This window comes from Streptomyces sp. NPDC020884, assembly GCF_044333935.1.
Lineage (GTDB): Bacteria > Actinomycetota > Actinomycetes > Streptomycetales > Streptomycetaceae > Streptomyces.
On the sequence record NZ_JBIRRY010000016.1, the window covers coordinates 58,793 to 77,688 of the forward strand.

An 18,896-nucleotide genomic window follows, 5' to 3' on the forward strand; every position below is an offset into this window, starting at 1 on the left:
GATCCCGGAGAACCCCATCCCCAGGAATGGAGAGCCCATGCCCACTCACGACATCGGCGATGTGCACGACTTCGTCGCCGTCGGTCTCGGTCCCTACAATCTCGGACTCGCCTGTCTGACCGCGCCGGTCGAGGGACTCGACGGGGTCTTCCTGGAGGCCCGTGACCAGTTCGACTGGCATCCCGGCATGATGCTGGACTTCGCGACCCTGCAAGTCCCTTTCATGGCCGATCTGGTGTCCCTGGCCGACCCGACATCGCCGTACTCCTTCCTCAACTACCTCAAGGAGAAGGGGCGGCTCTACCCGTTCTACATCCGTGAGGCGTTCTACCCCCTGCGGACCGAGTACAACGACTACTGCCGGTGGGCCTCCGCCCAGTTGCCGTCACTCCGCTTCGGCCACCGGGTCGAGCGGGTGGACTACGACGAGACGGCGGGCGTCTACGCGGTCACCGCCACGCGTACGGCGACCGGCGAGCAGGTCCGCCACTACGGGCGGCATCTGGTGCTGGGCACCGGAACGCCTCCCTATCTGCCGACCGCCTGCCGGGATCTCGGCGGCGATCTCATCCACAATTCCGCCTACCTGCAGAACAAGGCGCTGCTCCAGAAGAAGGAGTCACTGACCGTCGTCGGATCCGGCCAGAGCGCGGCGGAGATCTATTACGATCTGCTCTCCGAGATCGACGTGCACGGATACCGGCTCAACTGGGTGACCCGCTCACCGCGGTTCTTCCCACTGGAATACACCAAACTCACTCTGGAAATGACCTCGCCGGACTATGTGGACTATTACCACGCCCTCCCCGAGGACACACGCTACCGGCTGGAGCAGGAGCAGAAGATGCTCTCGAAGGGCATCGACGCGGAGCTGATCAACAACATATTCGACCTGCTCTACCAGAAGAATGTCGGGGGTCCGGTACCCGCCAGGCTCCTCACGAACTCCGCTGTGCGCACCGCTTCGTACGACGCGACGGAGGGCCGCTTCACCCTGGGGATCCACCACACCGAACAGGACCGTGAATTCACCCTCATGACCCATGGCCTGATCCTGGCCACCGGCTACTCCTATGTGCCGCCCGCGTTCCTGGAGCCGGTCCACGACCGGTTGCTGTGGGACGGCCGCGGGCGACTGGACGTGGCCCGCAACTACAGCGTCGACGTCACCGGCCGGGGGGTGTTTCTCCAGAACGGGGCCACGCACGCGCACAGCGTCACCTCACCCGATCTCGGGATGGGCCCCTACCGCAACTCGTGGATCATCCGTGAGATCTCCGGCCGGGAGGTCTACCCGATCGAGAAGAGCATCGCCTTTCAGGAGTTCGGCGCTCCGGAGGACGTCATATCGTGACCGCATTCGACCGGCCCCCGCTGTTCTCGCATTCCACGCCTCTGGGGATCCTGGCACTCCACGAGCTCGACCCGGAGGCCGACGCCGTACTGCTGCATGCGTGGGTCACCCACCCGAAGTCCGCCTACTGGATGATGCAGGACCAGAACGTCTCCGAAGTGGCGCGCAGCTACGAGGAGATCGCGGACCACCCGTACCACGAGGCCTTCATCGGCACCCTGGACGGCGATCCCTGCTTTCTGGTCGAGCGCTACGACCCCGTCCACGTCGAACTGGCCGGCCTGTACGAGGCCCGCCCCGGCGACATCGGCATGCACTTCCTCTGCGCCCCCACGGACCGCCCCCTGCGCGGCTTCAGCCGCGCCGTCATCACGGCCGTGATGGCCCATCTGTTCGAGGACACCGGGGTCAGGCGTGTCGTGGTCGAGCCGGACATCCGCAACACGGCTGTGCACGCGCTCAACGCCGCCGTCGGCTTCTCCCCCCAGGGCCCCCTGACCAAGCCGGAGAAGGAGGCGCTCCTGAGCTTCTGCACGCGCGAGCAGTTCCAGGCAGCCACCGAAGGAGTGACCTCATGAGCAACCCCGACCGCCCCCAGCACGACCCGGTGGGGCATCTGCGTCCGGACACCTGGGCCGCCGCGAACCGGGCGCTGGTGCGCAAGGCCCTGGCCGAGTTCGCTCACGAGAGGCTGGTGCATCCCGTCCCCGTGGGCGAGGGCCGGTACACGGTCGGGTCGGACGACGGCAGCGTGGAGTACCGCTTCACCGCCCGGCGCATGGCCCTCGACCACTGGCAGATCGCGCCGGACAGCATCAGCCGCCACCGGGACGGTGCGGAGCTCCCGCCCGACGCGGTCGACCTCGTCCTCGATCTGCGCCGGTCCCTGGGTCTGAGCGACGAGGTGCTGCCGGTCTACCTGGAGGAGCTCAACTCCACGCTCGCCTCGGCCGCGTACAAACTCTCCCGTCCCCGTACGTCCGCGGCCCAGCTGACCCGGGCCGGCTTCCAGGCCATCGAGTCGGGCATGACCGAGGGACACCCCGGCTTCGTCGCCAACAACGGCCGGATCGGCTTCGACTCCGGGGATTTCCACCGCTACGCCCCTGAGGCCGGTGCACCGGTCCGTCTGGTGTGGCTCGCCGCCCACCGGGACCGGGCCACCTTCACCTCGTGCGTGGACATCGACTACGACACCCTGGTGGAGCAGGAGCTGGGGGCCGCGCAGCGCGGGCGTTTCGAGGCCGTTCTGACCGGCCTGGGCCTGGATCCCGGCCACTACTTCCTCTTCCCGGTCCACCCCTGGCAGTGGACCAGCAGGATCAGCGTCACCTTCGCGGGCGAGCTGGCCACCCGCAGGCTGGTGTATCTCGGGGAGGGCGAGGACGCCTACCTGGCGCAGCAGTCCATCCGGACCTTCTTCAACGCCGACCGCCCCGAGCGGCATTACGTCAAGACGGCCATCTCCGTACTCAACATGGGGTTCATGCGCGGTCTGTCGGCCGCCTACATGGAGGCGACGCCCGCGATCAACGATTGGCTCGCCGACCTGATCGCCGCCGATCCGGTGTTCCGCCGCACCGGACTGACGATCCTTCGCGAGCGCGCGGCCATCGGCTACCGGAGCCCTCAGTACGAGGCCGCGACCGACCGTTTCTCGCCGTACCGCAAGATGCTGGCCGCGCTCTGGCGTGAGAGCCCGGTGCCCGCCCTCGCCCCCGGCGAACGGCTCGCGACGATGGCCGCGTTGCTGCACACCGATCCCGACGGGGGCTCCTTCGCCTCAGCCCTGATCAGCTGCTCCGGGATGGACCCGAAGCAGTGGCTGCGGCGCTATCTCGATGCCTACCTCACCCCTCTGCTCCACAGCTTCTACGCCCATGACCTGGCGTTCATGCCCCATGGCGAGAACGTGATCCTGGTGCTGGACGAGGCGGGGGCGGTGGTGCGGACGGTGTTCAAGGACATCGCCGAGGAGATCGTCGTCCTGGACCCGGAGGTGGATCTGCCGCCCGCCGTGGAGCGGATCCTCGCCGACATTCCCGAGGACATGCGGCTGTTGTCGATCTTCACCGATGTCTTCGACGGCTTCCTGCGGTATCTCTCCGCGATCCTCGACGAGGCGGGGACGCTCGCGGAAGCGGACTTCTGGCGGACCGTGGCGGCCTGCATATCCGACTACCGGGACTCGGTACCGCTGCTCGCGCACCGCTTCGAGCGCTATGACCCCTTCGCCAAGACCTTCGCCCTGTCCTGCCTCAACCGGCTGCAGCTGCGCAACAACCGGCAGATGGTCGACCTGGCCGACCCCTCGGCCGCCCTGCAGCTGATCGGCGAGGTGGACAACCCGGTCGCGCCGTACGGGCGGGCCGCACCGGGAGGCCGGTTCTAGGACCGGCCGGCCAGCGACAGTTGCGGCACCGCGGTCACCGACCCGGGCAGTAGCCCGGGATCGGCCTGCAGGATCCCCACGTGCACCTCCTGGAGCTGGCGGCCCGGGTCCACACCCAGCTTCTCGGCGAGCACCTGACGGACCTTCGTGTAGGTGGCCAGCGCCTCCGCCTGTCTGCCGGACCGGTAGAGGGCGAGCATCAACTGCAGCCAGTGCGGCTCGTGCAGAGGGTTGGCGGTGGTCAGCGACCGTAGCTCCCCCACCAACTCCTGGTGGTGGCCCAGCTCGAGATCGGCGTCGATGCGGGCCTGGACGGCCTCGGACTTGAGGCTCTCCAGTTCCCTGGTCCGCTGGACCACCGTCGAGGTGGCGTTGGCGTTCGCATACGGAGCTCCCCGCCACTGGGCGAGTGCCCGGCCGAGGGAGAGGGACGCGGTGCGCGGGTTGCCCGCGGCCAGGGCCGCCTTCCCCTCCCGTATCAGGCGCTCCGCCCGTACGGCGTCGAGGTGGTCCGGGGGGATGTCCAGGACGTACCCGGACGGGCGGGTGAGGAGCCACTGTCCGTCCCGGTCGCCGAGAACCCGGCGGAGCCGCAGGACGGCGACGGCCACCGCCTTGCGGTCCGTGGCGGGCGGACTGTCGGCCCAGACCTCATGGAGTATGTCCTCGGTCGACATCGCCTCCCCCACCCGTACGGTGAGGACAGCGAGCAGTGTGCGAACGCGAATACCGCCCACCGACACTCCCGATTTCGAATTCCCCGCGAAACGGACCTCTAAGGGCCCGAGCATTCTCACTTCCGGCGGAGATTGTCGGCATTCACGCGGGATCCACTGAGACAACTCAGACATTGCCCCCTCCTCCAGGGTCACCTATATCCGGCGGGCCGGAATGCCATGACGGGTGATCATCGTTGCATTGGCGCCCATTGCGATCAAGGGACTATCGAATCTGCGGGCCCCGTTGTGCGCTATGTCACCCAAGGTGTGCGACTCGGGGATCAGTCGTGTCTCAGCCGTATTTCACCCGGGTGCACGCGAGTGACTATGCGCCCGGCGTTACCCGGCCCGGCCCGACAGAGGCTCTTTTCAGCCAGCCTCACAGGCGTCGAGCGCGAGATCGCTGACCTCACGGAGTCGTTCGATGCCGGCCCCGAACTCGGGCTGGATGTTGGACACGTACGCGAAGACCAACTCGCGTGTCGGATCGGCCCAGACGACACTGGACGTGGTTCCGGCATGCCCAAAGGTGCTCGTATCGCTCATCCTGCCCATCACCTGGGCGAGATCCCGTGGATCGGGACCCGGGCCGCCCAGCATGAATCCATGGGCCCAGCGGACCGGGCGCTTCAGGGAGGCGTCGTCCGACCCGTCATGGGAAGGATTTCTCGCCGCTGCCACGGTCTCGGGCCGCAGCACACGGACACCGTCGAGTGCCCCGCCTTCCAAAAGCATCTGATAAAAGCGGGCGAGCTGTTCTGCCGTTCCGGAGAGACCCGCGGAGGGGATGACGGCCTGACGGTACCGACGGCCGTTGCTCATCCACTGGTTGGGCCATTCCGAAGGATGAGCGGCTCGCGCCGGCACATGTCGGGACCATACGCTGTCGGGCAATCCCAGATACAAATCATTCAGCCCCAGCGGGGCGAAGAACTCGGCCGTCACGAAATCGCGGAAGGACTGTCCGGTGACGCGCTGCACGAGTTCGCCGAGGATGAATCCGTAGCTCATGAAGTGGTAGGCCGCGACCTTGCCTCCCGGCCAGCGCGGCTTGGAGTTCTCCAGGTCCCGTACCGAGCGCTCCCAGTCGCGTGCGGTGCGCATGGTACGCACGATGCCCCGGCCCACCGGCACGCCCGCGCGGTGCTGCAGGACGTGGCGGACGGTCACTTCGCCCTTGCCGTGCCGGGCGAACTCCGGCCAGTACGCGGCGACCGGGCTGTCCAGCTCGATCCGGCCCTCTTCGGCGAGCTTGTGCACGGCGAGCGCCGGGAAGGGCTTGGTCGCCGCGTACAGCAGGAAGAGGGAGTCGGCCGAGCAGCCGTAGGCGCGGTCGAGGACCACGGCGCCCCGCCGCATCACGCACAACTGCGCCGCGCCGCCCCTCGACCGCACCACCTCGGTCAGCCGCCGCAGGACCGAGGGCGCCATCCCCACGTCCTCGGGGCTCTGTTCCCGTTCGTCGATAGCATCGTTCATCGCGTCGCGTCACCCTCTGTGTGCTCGTGTCGTCCGGCTGTCGGAGTCGTGGGGCGTCGGGTCACCAGGTGACCGGCATCGTGTGCATGCCGCGGACCATCAGGCCCGCCTTCCAGGTGAGCTGCTCCTCGGGCACGGCGAGGCGCAGCCCCGGGTAGCGTCGGAACAGCGTCGTCAGGGTGATCTGCAGTTCCACGCGGGCGAGCTGGGCGCCCAGGCAGTGGTGCGGGCCCGCGCCGAATCCCAGATGCGGGTTGGGGCGCCGGCTCAGGTCCAGCTGCTCGGGGTCGGCGAAGATCTCGGGGTCGCGGTTGGCCGCGCCCATCGACGGCACCACCGTCTCCCCCGCCCTGACCGTCACCCCGCCGAGTTCGACGTCCTCGGTGGCCGTGCGCGGGAAGCCGTCGACGGTGCCGATCGGCACGAAGCGCAGCAGTTCCTCGACGGCGTCCGGGATCAGGTCGTGGTCGGCCCTGAGCCGCCGCAGGAGCTCCGGGTTGCGGAAGAGGAGGTAGAGGAAGTTGGGGATCTGGCTGGCCGACGTCTCGTACCCGGCGATGAGGATCGCCTCGGCGAGGCGAACCAGCTCGCCCTCGGTGAGCTTGTCCTCCTCGTCCCGCGCGGTCACCAGGGAGCCGATCAGGTCCTCGGTGGGCCGCACCCGGCGCTGCGCGACCAGGCCGCCCAGATAGTCGTGCATCTGCATCATGTACTCGCGCACCTGGGCGGGGGTGTGCGCGGTGGTCGTGAGCAGGGCGTCCGACCAGGCGCAGAACCGTCGGCGGTCCTCGGGCGGCACCCCGAGCAGCTCGCAGATCATCGAGACGGCGAACGGCAGCGAGAAGTCCTCGACCAGGTCCGCGGGCGGGCCCATCTCCTCCATGACGTCCAGCAGCCGGTCGGCGGTGCTCTGGATGAGGGGGCGCATGCCCTCCACGCGGCGGGGGGTGAAGACCTTGCCGACCAGGCGGCGCAGCCGTGCGTGGTCGGGGCCCTCGACGCTGAGCACCGCGTCCGGCGGCGGCTGGTGCGGGAGGAACCGTGGGGCGCCGGGGGCCACGGCGAGCGCCCGGGAGAACCGGCGGTCGGCGAAGACCTTGCGCACGTCCTCGTAGCGGGTGGCCAGCCACGCCTCGCCGCCGTACTGCAACGTGACGCGTTGCAGAGGCTGTTCGCGGCGCAGCGGATCCCAGTACGGGTCCGGCTCCAGCCGGTCGGGGGCGTGGAAGGGGTACGCGGGGGCCTCGCCCGCGGCGAAGGGGCAGCCGCGCGCCCCGTCCGCCGCGGGGGCGCTCGTGGCGCCGGGCGTCTGTCCGGCCGCGGCGTCCGTCACACGCCCGCTCACCGGGCGTCGCCCCACGTCACCGGCAGCTCGTAGACCCCGTACACGATCTGGTCGTCGCGCCACGGAATGTCCTCGGTCTTCGCCGCCATCCGCAGGCTGGGGAAGCGCTTGACCAGGCCGCGCCAGGCGCACCGCATCTCGATGCGGGCCAGCTCCATGCCGAGGCACAGGTGGATGCCGTGGCCGAAGGCGAGGTGGGGGTTGTGCTCGCGCGTGATGTCGAGGCGGTCGGGGTCGGGGAAGACCTCGGGGTCACGGTTGGCCGCCGGCAGCGAGGCGAGCAAGGTCTCGCCGGGCTTGATCGGGTGACCCGCGATCTCCATGTCCTCGGTGACGCCGCGCGGCAGGCCTTGCTGCACGATGGTCTGGTGGCGCAGCAGCTCCTCGACGGCCTGGTCGATCAGCCCGATGTCGTTGCGGAGCAGGTCCCACTGGTCGGGGTTCTCCAGCAGCGTGCCGGTGCCGATGCCCAGCATGTTCGCGGAGGTCTCGTGGCCCGCTATCAGCATGAGGACGCCGATGCCCGCGACCTCCAGGTCGGTGAGCGCCGGCTGGGCGTCGGGGTCCTGGATGAGCCGGCTGAGCAGGTCGTCGCCGGGGTTCTCGCGCTTGGCGGCGCACAGGTCGGTCATGAACCGGTTCATCCTGGCGCCGAGGACCCCGAGCTCTTCGGGGGTGGCCTCCAGGTCCTGGAGCCGCAGCACCATGTCCATGAACTCGACGCGGTCGTCGTAGCGGATGCCCATCAGCTCGCAGATGACGAGCAGCGGGATCGGCAGCGCGAACGACCGGACCAGGTCGACGGGGTTGCCGTCGCCGCCCTCGGCCTCCATGGCGTCGAGGGTGTCGGCGACGATCTGCTCGATGCGGGGTTCCAGCTTGCGGATCGCGCGCATGGTGAAGTGCTTGGTCAGCAGACGGCGGTAGCGGGTGTGGTCGGGCGGGTCCATGAAGATGAGGAAACCCGGCAGGTACTCCGCGGCGCGCATCTCGGGCGCGAGGTTGCGCCAGGGCTGCGGCGTCCTGCCGGGGTGCGAGCTGACGGCGCGGGCGGCCAGCGCGGCGCGCACATCGGCGTGCCGGGTCAACAGCCAGCCCTCGGAGTCGTCGGCGAACCGCATCCGGCTGATGGGGTCGGAGCCGCGCAGCTCCTCCAGTTCGGGCGGCGGCGAGAAGGGGCAGGTGCGCTGCCTGGGCAGGGTGGGCGGGCGCTGCTCGGTATCGGTCACGTGAACTCCTGCTCGATGGGAGCGTGTTGGTGGGGGCCTGTTCAGACCGAGGGGGCGTCCGGACCGGTCAGCGGGAGCGCCTGGTAGCTGACGTCGGTGACGTCGCGGCGGGACGGGTTGAAGCCGGCCTGGGCCTCGGCGGGGTCGAGCGGCGCCTCCTGGGTGAGGCTGAAGTCGATGAGGACCACCCGGCGGGCGATCTTCCAGACGCCGTCGCGCCGCTCGAAGCGGTCGACGTAGCGGCCTGCGAACTGCTCGACGCGCTTGACGCCGTCGGCCAGGAGGTAGTGGTACGCGGTGCAGTAGGTCTCCACGCCCGCGGTGTCGCCGTCGACCTCGATCGTGGTGCCGTGCAGGGTGTGCAGGGTGCCGGTGTAGGTGTCGCGCAGGAGCGGGACGATCTGCTTGACGAAGTCGTGCGCGTTGCCGCGGATGACGCCGCGGTCGTCGTGCGCGTCCTCGTGGTACGCGGACCTGGCGAGCTCCTCGTCGAGGCGGTCGAGACCGCGGCAGTAGCGCTGCAGAACGGTGCGGATCTCGCGCTCGGCCCACAGGATGTCGAGCTGGTTCTGGTCCATGTGCATTCCTTTGTCCGTTGTTCCGGTCTCTTGCTTGTCGCCGTGCGATCTCATGTGGTTCAGGTGAGTTCTGTCATTCCCGTGCGCGACGCGTTGACCAGGACCGCCTGGTTTCCCTGGGGGTGCTGGTTGTCGTGCATGATCTGGTGCGCCTTACCGATGTCGTCGAATCCGCCGGTCCAGGAGAGGCACGGGTCGAGCTGCCCGGTGGAGACCATATGGATGACGTCGCGGCACTGGCGGAGATTGGCGAAGTGCGAACCCTGCAGGCGTTTCTGCCGCATCCAAAGGAAACGCAGGTCGATATCGGCGTTGTAGCCGGTGGTGCCGCCGCAGATGACGACCATGCCCGCGTTGTCGCACAGGTACATGGAGGTCGGGATGGTGTCCTGGCCGCTGTGCTCCAGGACGATCCGCGGGGACCTGCGCTCGCCGAGGGCCTCCCAGAAGGCGCGGCCGAAGGCTTGTACGCCCTTGGTCCAGGCGCCCATCGCCTCGCGGTCACCGATGTCGGGCAGCCGGCCCCAGTGGTCGAAATCGAGTCGGTTGACGGTGCCCTGGGCGCCGAGTCCGCGGCAGTAGCGGGCGCGTTCCTCGTCGGAGACGACGGCGACGGGCACCCCGCCGCGGGCGCGGGCGATCTGGATGGCCATGGAGCCGAGGCCGCCCGCGCCGCCCCAGATGAGGACCGGGTCGCCGGGGCGCACGTCGTGCGGCGGCCAGCCGACCAGCTGGCGGTAGGCGGTCGCCCCGGTGAGCAGGAAGCACGCGGCTTCCTCCCAGGTCAGGCCCGGCGGCTTGGGGTGGCACTGGTACTCGTCCACGCGGGCGAACTGGGCGAAGGAGCCGAAGTTGCCCTCGTAGCCCCATACCGACTGCGAGACGGAGGTCATGGGGTCCGCGCCGAGGCGGACGTCCGGGGAGGACTCGTCCCACTGGCAGCCGGAAAGGATGACCTCGTCGCCGACAGCGACCTGGCGCACTCCTTCGCCGACCGCCCACACCACGCCGGAGCCCTCGGAGCCGCCGATGTGGAAGTCCTCGCGCTCGCCCCGCTTCTGACGCGCCGAGATCACGTCGACGGGCCGTCCGAGGGAGGCCCAGACGTTGTTGTAGTTGATGCCCGCGGCCATGACGTACACCAGGACCTGGCCCCGCCCGACCTCGGGCACGTCCACGACCTCGCTCCGGAACGCCTGGTGGGGCGGCCCGTAGCGGTCCCGGCGAATCACCGAGGCATGCATTTTCTCGGGCACGCTGCCGATCGGCGGTATGTCACCCAGTTCGTACAGAGAATTTCGCACACAGAACCCCGTCTACATACGCCCTCCGCGCCAGCTGGAGGGAATTCAAGGAAGGTACGCGCCCCAGCGCGGTCACCTTTTCGGAATACGGCGGATCGGACGGCGAGAAGAGCCGGATCCGCCAGTCGGGCTACGTTTGCACCGAAGGCGAATTGAGGAGTCCATCGTACACATCCTCACTCACTTTCTGGAACTGCTCCAGCAAATAGAAGTGCCCACCCCCAAATACCTTCAGGGAGAATTCGGACGCGGTGTGCGCCCTCCACTTCTCGACGTCGTCGACCGGCGCCATGGCGTCCTGGTCGCCCACCAGCGCGGTCACCGGGCAGGGCAGCGGCGGGCCCGGCTCGTGGTGGTAGGTGCGCACGGCGCGGTAGTCGCTGCGGATGGCCGGCGCGACCATCTCCAGGACGTCCTCGTCGTCCAGGAGACGGGGGTCGGTGCCGCCGAGGTCGCCGAGAGCGGTGACCATCGCCCGGTCGTCGAGCAGGTCGAGCGCGACGCCCACCGTGCGCGCCGGATCGCCGCGCCCGGAGACGAACAGGTGGACCAGCCGGGCGCGTTCGTCCTCGGCGAGCAGCCGTGCCGTCTCGTAGCCGAGGAGCGCGCCCATGCTGTGCCCGAACACCGCGATCGGCCGGTCGAGCCACGGCGTGAGCGCCTCGGCCAGTCCGGCGCGCAGCGCGGCGATGGAGTCGAGCAGCGGTTCGTCGCGCCGGTCCTGCCGGCCGGGGTACTGGACGGCGAGGACCTCGACCTCCGGCGCGAGGGCCTTGGAGAGCGCGAAGTAGGCGCTGGCGGATCCGCCGGCGTGCGGCAGGCACAGCAGCCGGACGGAGGGGGCGGGGGCCGGGTGGAAGCGGCGTATCCACAGCCGGTCGAGGGCGGTGCCGGGGCGCGGGGTTCCCGCGGTCGAGGTCGTCATCGCCGATCAGCCCCGACCGCCGGCGATCCCCGCCAGCCACGCGTTCACGGCGGCCGCGGTCTGCGGTGCGTAGTCGTCCATCATGCTGAAGTGGTCGCCTTCCGTGTCGAGGAGAGTGCTGTCGAACTGCCCGTCGGGTTGCCACCGTTCGCCGTCGGCGACCGTGCCGAGCGGTTCGGAGGCCCGCAGGAGCAGGGTCGGCACCCCGGGCTCCTGCGGCACCCATTCGGTGAAGAACCCGAAGTACTTGCCCATGGCCGTCAGCCGCACGTCGGTCATCGCCCCGAAGTCGTCCTCACGGTCGAGGACGCCCTGGGCGAGTTCGCGCTGCATGCGGTGGAGCGCCGGGTCGTCGAGCTGGTAGGTGTCCAGCAGCACCAGGGCCTCGGGACGCTGCCCGCTGCCGGCGAGGTGGGCGGCCATGCTGTGGGCGAACCAGCCGCCGGAGGAGTGGCCGAGGAGCACGAACGGCTTGCCGTCGCTGTGCCTGCGGATGCCCTCGGCGAGGTACTCCCGCATCACCTCGAAGTCGGCCGGGAGCAGCTCGCCCGCCGTGAAGCCGGGGGCGAGCAGGGCCGAGACGCCGCGCGTGCCGCGGAAGGCCCCGGCGAGCCGGGCGTACTGCTGCGCCCCGTACAGCGGCACGGGAGCGGGGCAGCAGATGATGCCCGCCCGGTCGGTGCCCCGGGTCAGCTCGACGGTGACGGGGTCCGCGCCGGCCTCCGCGACGCTCCGGAAGGCGGGCCTCAACCGTGAGGCCACCTTGGTGAGTTCGAGGGCGTCCTCGGGCCGGTCGAGGTCGTTCGCGTTGCGGTAGAGGGCTTCCAGGGAGTACGGCGACGGGGCCGCCGCCGCACGCGGCCCGCCGGTCCCGGCGGCGATCTCCTGGCCGAGGAACGCGGCGAGCGCGGTGGGCGTCGCGTGGTCGAAGATCAGCGCGGGCGGCAGGTCCAGAGCGCAGTCGGCTGCGAGCGCGGAGCGCAGCTCGACGCCCATCAGGGAGTCGAAACCGAGCTCCAGGAACGGGTGCCGGGGCTCGATCTCAGCGGGGTCGACGCCGCCCATCACCAGGGCGGCCCGCTCGCGTACCAGCGTCAGGAGCAGCTCGCCGCGCTCCTCCTCCCCCGCCCCGGCCAGCCGCCGGGACAGGGGCGGGACGCCCGGCTCCGGCTCGGGCGCGGCCGCCGCCGCGGGGCGCGGGGCCTGCTGCGGGGCCCCCGCTCCGGCCATGCCCTCCAGCCAGTAACGGCGCTGCTGGAACGCGTACGTGGGCAGCTCCGCGCGCACGCGGGGTGCGGGCAGCACACGCTCCCAGGCCGGGGAGGCGCCGACCGTGTGGGCCTGGGCGAGAGCCGTCACCACGGCCTCCGGCTCGGGCGTGCGGCGGCGCAGCACGGGCACGAACGACTCGGGGGCCGCGTCGGGCAGGCAGGTGCGTCCGGCGGCGGTGAGGATGCCGCCGGGGCCGATCTCCAGGAACGTGGTGGCCCCGCGCTCGCGCACCGTGTGCACGGCGTCGCGGAAGCGCACGGTGCCGCGCAGCTGCCGCACCCAGTGATCGGGCGTGCACAGTTCGTCGGCGACGACGGTGCCGGTGAGGGTGGAGACCACCGCGAGGGACGGCTGTCGGTAGGTGAGCCCGCTCGCGATCTCGGCGAACTCCTCGGTCACGGCGTCGATGTGGGGCGAGTGGAAGGCGTGGCCGACCCGCAGCCGCCTGGTCTCGCGGCGGCGTCCGGCCCAGTGGTCCGCCAGCGCGGTGACGGCACGCTCGCCACCGGACAGCACCACGGCGTCGGGGCCGTTGACCGCCGCGAGGTCCACATCGTCGTATCCACCGGGCCCGGCGGCGAGTTGGGCCCGCACCTCCTCCTCGGTGGCCTGTACGGCGATCATGGCTCCGCCCGCGGGGAGCGTCTGGACGAGCCGGCCGCGGGCCGCCACGAGGGTGCACGCGTCGGCGAGTGACCAGACCCCGGCGGCGTAGGCGGCCGAGAGCTCGCCGATGGAGTGGCCCACGACGAAGTCGGGCCGCAGGCCCCACGCGGCGAGGAGCCGCAGCAGCGCGGTCTCGATGGCAAACAGCGCGGGCTGCGTGTACGCCGTGGTGTCGAGCAGCGCGGCCTCGGGGGTGCCCTCCGGGGCGAACAGCACGTCGCGCAGAGGCCGTTCGAGGTGTCGGTCGAACTCCGCGGCCACTTCGTCGAGGGCGGCGGCGAACACCGGGCTGTATGCGGCCAGTTCACGTCCCATGCCGGGCCGCTGGCTGCCCTGCCCGGTGAACAGGAACGCCGTCCTGCCACCCGACGGCGTGCTGCGGCCGGTGACGGTGCCGGGTGCGCGGCTGCCGGACGCCAGGGCCGCCAGACCCGACAGCAGCTCCTCGCGGTCCCGGCCGACGACGGCGGCCCGGTGCTCCAGGGCGGCCCGCCCGGTGGCGAGCGGCCTGGCGATGTCGGCGGGGGTCAGCTCCGGCCGGGCGGCCAGATGGGCGGCGAGCCGCCCGGCCTGGGCGCGGACGGCCTCCTCGGTGCGGCCGGAGACGAGCCAGGGCAGCGGGCCCGTGGCGGAGAGCGGGGGCGTGGCGGGCGGCGCGGCGGCGGATGCCGGGGGCGGCTCTTCGGCGGGCGGGGCCTCCAGGATCACGTGGGCGTTCGTGCCGCTCACGCCGAAGGAGGAGACCGCCGCGCGGCGCGGCTCGCCGGTGTCCGGCCACTTCTGGGCCTCGGCGAGCAGCCGCACATCGGCGGACGCCCAGTCGACGCGCGGGGTCGGCTCGGTCAGATGCAGGGTGCGGGGTAGCACGCCGTGCCGCATGGCCATCACCATCTTGATGACGCCGCCCGCACCCGCGGCGGACTGCGTGTGCCCGAGGTTCGACTTGAGCGAGCCGAGCCACAGCGGCCTGCCCTCGGCGCGGGTCTGCCCATAGGTGGCGAGCAGCGCCTGTGCCTCGATGGGGTCGCCGAGCGGGGTGCCGGTGCCGTGCGCCTCGACCGCGTCCACCCGGTCGGCGGTCAGGCGCGCGTTGGCGAGCGCCTGCCGGATGACACGCCGCTGCGAGGGCCCGTTGGGCGCGGTCAGGCCCGCACTCGCGCCGTCCTGGTTGACCGCGCTGCCCCGGACGACGGCGTGCACCGGGTAGCCCAGACGCAGGGCGTCGGAGAGCCGGGCCAGGAGCAGCACCGCGGCGCCCTCGGACCAGCTGGTGCCGTCGGCGGTCGCCGAGAAGGACTTGCACCGGCCGTCGGGCGCGAGGCCCCGCTGGCGGCTGAACTCGATGAACGCGGTGGGCGTGGCCAGCACCGTCGCGCCGCCCGCGAGGGCCAGGGAGCACTCGCCCTGGCGCAGGGACTGCGCGGCCAGGTGCACGGCGACCAGCGACGACGAGCACGCGGTGTCGATGGACACGGCGGGCCCCTCGAAGCCGAAGGTGTAGGCGACCCGGCCGGAGAGGATGCTCGCGGAGTTGCCGGTGCCGATGAAGCCCTCGGCGACCTCGCGTGCGTCGAGCACGTTCATCAGGTAGTCGTTGCTGTTGGATCCGACGAAGACGCCGACCTCTTCGCCGCGCAGGCCGGTCACGTCGAGGCCCGCGTGCTCGAACGCCTCCCAGGAGACCTCCAGGATCTTGCGCTGCTGCGGGTCCATGGCGAGCGCCTCGCGCGGCGAAATCCCGAAGAACGCCGGGTCGAACCCGGCGGCGTCCGTGAGGAATCCGCCGTGCCGTGCGTAGGTCCTGCCCGGCTTGCCGGGCTCCGGGTCGTGGACGGCAGCCATGTCCCAGCCCCGGTCCGACGGGAACTCGGTGATGGCGTCGCGGCCCTCGTCCACGAGCTCCCACAGCGCGTCGGGCGAGGTCACGCCGCCGGGGAAGCGGCAGCCCATCCCGACGATCGCCACCGGCTCGTGGGCGGCGTCCTCGGTCTCCCGCAGCCGGCGGCGGGTGTGCTGCAGGTCGGCGGTGACGCGGCGCAGGTAGTCGCGGAGCCGGTCCTCGGTGCTCGTGCCCGCGCCGGTGCTCGTGCACGCGCCGGTGCTCGTGTCTGTGCCCGTGCCCGTGCCCGCGTCGGTGCTCGTGCCCGCGTCTGTGCCCGTCCGGTCCACGTTCTCGATGTTCTCAGTCACGGCGGAGTTCCTTCTCGATCAGCGCGAACATCTCGTCGTCGGTCGCCGTCGCCAGCCCGTTCTTGTCCTGGTCCTGGTCCTGGTCGGCGCCGCCGCCGGACCCGTTCCCGGTCCCGGCCCGGTGGCCCTCGTGGACCGCGAGCAGCCCCCTGAGCCGGTCGGTGACGCGGCTCCGCCGGTGGTCGCCGGCGGGCAGCCGCGCCAGGTCGGCCTCCAGACGGTCGAGTTGCTCGACGAGGGACAAGGCGGGCGCGGTATCCCCCTCGGTCTCGGCCAACCGCGCCAGGAGGTACAGGGCGACGGCGGCGGGAGTGGGCTGGTCGAACAGGAGCGTCGAGGGCAGCTCCCAGCCCGTGGCGTCGGCCAGCCGGTTGCGCAGCTTCACCGTCATCACGGAGTCGAAGCCGTGGTCGAGGAAGCCGCGATCCGGCTCCACCGCCTCCGCCCCGTCGTGTCCCATGACGTCGGCGGCCTCGGCGCGCACGGCCCGCAGCACGGCGTCGTACCGCTCGGCGGCGGGCAGCGCACGCCACTGCGGGAGGTACGCGGCAGAGGGTCGGGACTCCGCAGTCGCGGGCCCGGACGGAGGGGCGGGCACCACCTCGGGTGCGGCCCCGGCCCCGGCTCCGGCTCCGGCTCCGGCGGGCGCGGTCTGCCAGCCGGTGGGCCCCTGCGGCCAGTAGTGCTGCTTCTGGAAGGCGTACGTGGGCAGCCCGGCCGCGCGCGGACCGGCGCCGAGCCAAGTCCCCCATTCCACGGTCGCGCCCCGGGTGTGCAACTCCGCCAACGCAGCGAGCAGCGACGGGACTTCGGGGCGGCCGGCGTGAGTGGTGGACACCAGGACGGGTGCGGCCCTGCCGGGCTCGTCGGCAAGGCATCCGCTCGCCGCCCTGCCGAGCACGGCGTCGGGGCCGACTTCGACGAAGGCGCCGACACCGTACCGCTGAAGCCGCCGCACCTGGTCGTGGAAGCGCACCGTACGGCGGATGTGGGCGACCCAGTACCCGGGGTCGCACGCCTCCCCCGCGCCGAGGAGGTCGCCGGTGACGTCCGAGACGATCGGGATGCGCGGGGCCGCGTAGGTCAGCCGGCCCACGACGCGGCCGAACTCCTCGGCGATGGCGTCCATGTGCGGCGAGTGGAAGGCGTGACTGACCTTGAGCCGACTGGTCCGGCGGCCGCGCGCGGCCCACTGCCCGGCGATCTCCTCGACGGCGTCCGCGTCGCCGGACAGGACGACCGACGTGGGGCCGTTGAGCGCGGCGAGGTCGACCGCGTCCTCCCGGCCCGCGAGGCTCGCCCGGATCTCCTCACCGGTGGCCTGCACGGCGACCATCGCACCGCCAGCCGGGAGCGACTGCATCAACCGGCCGCGAGCGGCGACGAGTTCGGCCGCGTGCGGCACGGAGAGCACGCCCGCGACGCACGCCGCCGACAGCTCGCCGAGCGAGTGTCCGGCCAGTACGTCGGGGCGCACACCCCAGCTCTCCAAGAGGCGGAACAGCGCCACTTCGTACGCGAAGATCGCGGGCTGCGCGTAGTCCGTGCCGTCGAGCAGCCGGGCCCGCGGGTCGTCGTCCGGCGCGAACATCACGGACAGGAGCGGGGCGTCCAGGTGGGTGTCGAGTCGGCCGGCCACCTCCTCCAGCGCCTCGGCGAAGACGGGAAACGCGGCGTGCAGGTCGCGGCCCATGCCGGGACGCTGGCTGCCCTGACCGGTGAACAGGAACGCCGTCTTGCCCTTGACCGGCTTGCCGGGGGCGACGCCGGTGACGAGGTGATCCGCCTCCTCGCCCTGGCTGAGGGCGTCCAGGCCGGTGAGGAGGGTCTCGGCACGGTCCGCGAGGACCACGGCCCGATGCTCGAAAGCCGATCGGGACGAGACGAGCGCCCGCCCCAACGCGCTCACGTCAACCGCCTCCTGACCCGTCACATGGTCACGCAGACGCTGGGCCTGAGCACGCAGAGCACCCTCGGTCCGAGCCGACACCAACAACGGCACCAGCCCACCCGAAACCCCCGGCCCGGACCCCGACTCCCCCGCCTCAACCGCCTCCGGGACCTCGGGAGCCTCCTCGATGATCACGTGAGCGTTGGTCCCACTGATCCCGAACGACGACACACCCGCCCGACGCGGACGACCCTCCACCACAGGCCACACACGCGCCTCGTCCAGCAACCGCACCCCACCCGACGACCAGTCCACGAACGGCGACGGCTCACCCACATGCAACGTCCGCGGCAACCAACCATGCCGCAACGCCAGCACCATCTTGATCACCCCACCCACACCCGCAGCCGTCTGCGTATGACCAACATTCGACTTCAACGCACCCAGCCACAACGGCCGATCCACCGGACGCCCCCGGCCATACGTCGCCAACAACGCCTGCGCCTCGATCGGATCCCCCAACCGCGTCCCCGTCCCATGCGCCTCCACCACATCCACCCCACCCGCAGAAACACCCGCATTCACCAACGCCCGACGAATCACCCGCTCCTGCGCCGGACCACTCGGCGCCGTCAACCCATTACTCGCACCGTCCTGATTCACCGCACTCCCCCGCACCACCGCCAACACCTCACCCCCACGACGACGCGCATCCGACAACCGCTCAAGAACCACCACCCCCGCCCCCTCCGACCAACCCGTCCCATCCGCCCCCACACCAAACGCCCGACACCGCCCATCCGACGACAAACCACCCTGCCGACCGAACTCCACGAACATGCCGTCGGTGGCCATGACCGTGGCGGCGCCCGCGAGCGCCAGGGAGGTCTCGCCCCGGCGCAGTGAGTCCGCCGCCAGGTGGATCGCCACCAGGGCGGAGGAGCACGCCGTGTCCAGCGTCATCGACGGACCGGAGAGCCCAAGGACGTACGAGACGCGGCCGGAGGCCACGCTCACGCAGTTGCCGGACAGCTTGAAGGCGTCGACGGTCGCACCGGTCTGTTGCAGCCTGGCCAGGTACTCCTGGTAGCTGGTGCTCAGGAAGGCCCCGGTGTCGGTGCCCTTGAGGGAGAGCGGGTCGATGCCCGCCCGTTCGATCGCCTCCCAGGACGTCTCCAGAAGCAGCCGCTGCTGCGGGTCCATCGCCAGGGCCTCACGCGGCGAGATACCGAAGAAACCCGGATCGAACTCGGCCGCGTCGTGGAGGAATCCGCCCTCCGGGACGTACGACCCGTCGGCGGGGTCGACGTTCCAGCCCCGGTCGTCCGGGAACCTCCCGATGGCGTCCTCGCCGGCCACCAGCAGGTCCCACAGCCGCTCCGGGGTGTCGGCGCCGCCGGGGAAGCGGCACGCCATGCCCACGATGGCGATGGGTTCGCTGCGCAGAGCCTCCGATGCGCGCAACTTCTCCTGCGTGGACTCCAGTTCGGCGGCCATCCGCTTCACGTAGTAGCGGAGCCTCTCTTCGTCTGCCATGTCGGCCTTTCACACC

The 18,896-nt window shown here is 71.0% G+C and carries 12 protein-coding genes; 3 read left to right on the plus strand and 9 right to left on the minus strand.

The window, feature by feature from the left end:
* Window positions 1–37: 37 nt before the first annotated feature.
* The 3 genes from ACH4UK_RS36090 to ACH4UK_RS36100 are packed head-to-tail and all read left to right on the plus strand — an operon-like array spanning window position 38 to window position 3,746.
* Window positions 38–1,354, plus strand: a complete 1,317-nt coding sequence (locus ACH4UK_RS36090; protein ID WP_398363353.1) for a lysine N(6)-hydroxylase/L-ornithine N(5)-oxygenase family protein — start codon at window positions 38–40, stop codon at window positions 1,352–1,354.
* Window positions 1,351–1,932 carry a GNAT family N-acetyltransferase gene (locus tag ACH4UK_RS36095; RefSeq protein ID WP_398363355.1) on the plus strand — a complete coding sequence of 194 codons (582 nt, stop codon included), beginning with the start codon at window positions 1,351–1,353 and terminating at the stop codon, window positions 1,930–1,932. The genes ACH4UK_RS36090 and ACH4UK_RS36095 overlap by 4 nt, the downstream gene beginning before the upstream one ends.
* A complete protein-coding gene (locus ACH4UK_RS36100) occupies window positions 1,929–3,746 on the plus strand; it encodes an IucA/IucC family protein (protein WP_398363357.1) in 1,818 nt (605 codons plus the stop codon). Before ACH4UK_RS36095 ends, ACH4UK_RS36100 begins: the two co-directional genes overlap by 4 nt.
* Here the strand turns inward: ACH4UK_RS36100 and ACH4UK_RS36105 are convergent.
* From ACH4UK_RS36105 to ACH4UK_RS36145, 9 genes are all read right to left on the minus strand, one after another.
* The gene (locus ACH4UK_RS36105) at window positions 3,743–4,597 is read right to left on the minus strand and encodes a BTAD domain-containing putative transcriptional regulator (protein ID WP_398363359.1); all 855 of its coding nucleotides are present in this window, start codon (window positions 4,595–4,597) and stop codon (window positions 3,743–3,745) included. The genes ACH4UK_RS36100 and ACH4UK_RS36105 overlap by 4 nt on opposite strands.
* A 237-nt stretch (window positions 4,598–4,834) precedes the next feature.
* On the minus strand, window positions 4,835–5,896 hold the full coding sequence (locus ACH4UK_RS36110; protein ID WP_398363360.1) for a serine hydrolase domain-containing protein: 1,062 nt from the start codon (window positions 5,894–5,896) through the stop codon (window positions 4,835–4,837).
* Window positions 5,897–6,005: 109 nt separating this feature from the next.
* Window positions 6,006–7,277 carry a cytochrome P450 gene (locus tag ACH4UK_RS36115; RefSeq protein WP_398363362.1) on the minus strand — a complete coding sequence of 424 codons (1,272 nt, stop codon included), beginning with the start codon at window positions 7,275–7,277 and terminating at the stop codon, window positions 6,006–6,008.
* Between the two features lie 8 nt (window positions 7,278–7,285).
* Window positions 7,286–8,518, minus strand: coding sequence for a cytochrome P450 (locus ACH4UK_RS36120; RefSeq protein WP_398363364.1), 1,233 nt, complete (start codon window positions 8,516–8,518; stop codon window positions 7,286–7,288).
* 41 nt (window positions 8,519–8,559) lie between these two features.
* A complete protein-coding gene (locus tag ACH4UK_RS36125) occupies window positions 8,560–9,096 on the minus strand; it encodes a nuclear transport factor 2 family protein (RefSeq protein ID WP_398363366.1) in 537 nt (178 codons plus the stop codon).
* Window positions 9,097–9,155: 59 nt separating this feature from the next.
* Window positions 9,156–10,400, minus strand: coding sequence for a crotonyl-CoA carboxylase/reductase (ccrA, locus tag ACH4UK_RS36130; protein WP_398363368.1), 1,245 nt, complete (start codon window positions 10,398–10,400; stop codon window positions 9,156–9,158).
* A gap of 130 nt (window positions 10,401–10,530) precedes the next feature.
* Entirely contained in the window at window positions 10,531–11,325 is a 795-nt protein-coding gene (locus ACH4UK_RS36135) for a thioesterase II family protein (RefSeq protein ID WP_398363370.1), read from the minus strand.
* A 6-nt stretch (window positions 11,326–11,331) separates the two neighbouring features.
* The gene (locus ACH4UK_RS36140) at window positions 11,332–15,453 is read right to left on the minus strand and encodes a type I polyketide synthase (RefSeq protein ID WP_398363372.1); all 4,122 of its coding nucleotides are present in this window, start codon (window positions 15,451–15,453) and stop codon (window positions 11,332–11,334) included.
* Window positions 15,446–18,850, minus strand: coding sequence for a type I polyketide synthase (locus ACH4UK_RS36145; RefSeq protein ID WP_398363385.1), 3,405 nt, complete (start codon window positions 18,848–18,850; stop codon window positions 15,446–15,448). The genes ACH4UK_RS36140 and ACH4UK_RS36145 overlap by 8 nt, the downstream gene beginning before the upstream one ends.
* Window positions 18,851–18,896: the final 46 nt, after the last annotated feature.

Excerpts from the sequence above, each read along its gene's own strand:
- ACH4UK_RS36110 (WP_398363360.1), bottom strand. The coding sequence starts at position 5,896 with ATGGCGCCCTCGGTCCTGCGGCGGCTGACCGAGGTGGTGCGGTCGAGG.
- ACH4UK_RS36100 (WP_398363357.1), top strand. The coding sequence starts at position 1,929 with ATGAGCAACCCCGACCGCCCCCAGCACGACCCGGTGGGGCATCTGCGT.
- ACH4UK_RS36135 (WP_398363370.1), bottom strand. The coding sequence starts at position 11,325 with ATGACGACCTCGACCGCGGGAACCCCGCGCCCCGGCACCGCCCTCGAC.
- ACH4UK_RS36090 (WP_398363353.1), top strand. The coding sequence starts at position 38 with ATGCCCACTCACGACATCGGCGATGTGCACGACTTCGTCGCCGTCGGT.
- ACH4UK_RS36125 (WP_398363366.1), bottom strand. The coding sequence starts at position 9,096 with ATGGACCAGAACCAGCTCGACATCCTGTGGGCCGAGCGCGAGATCCGC.
- ACH4UK_RS36105 (WP_398363359.1), bottom strand. The coding sequence starts at position 4,597 with ATGTCTGAGTTGTCTCAGTGGATCCCGCGTGAATGCCGACAATCTCCG.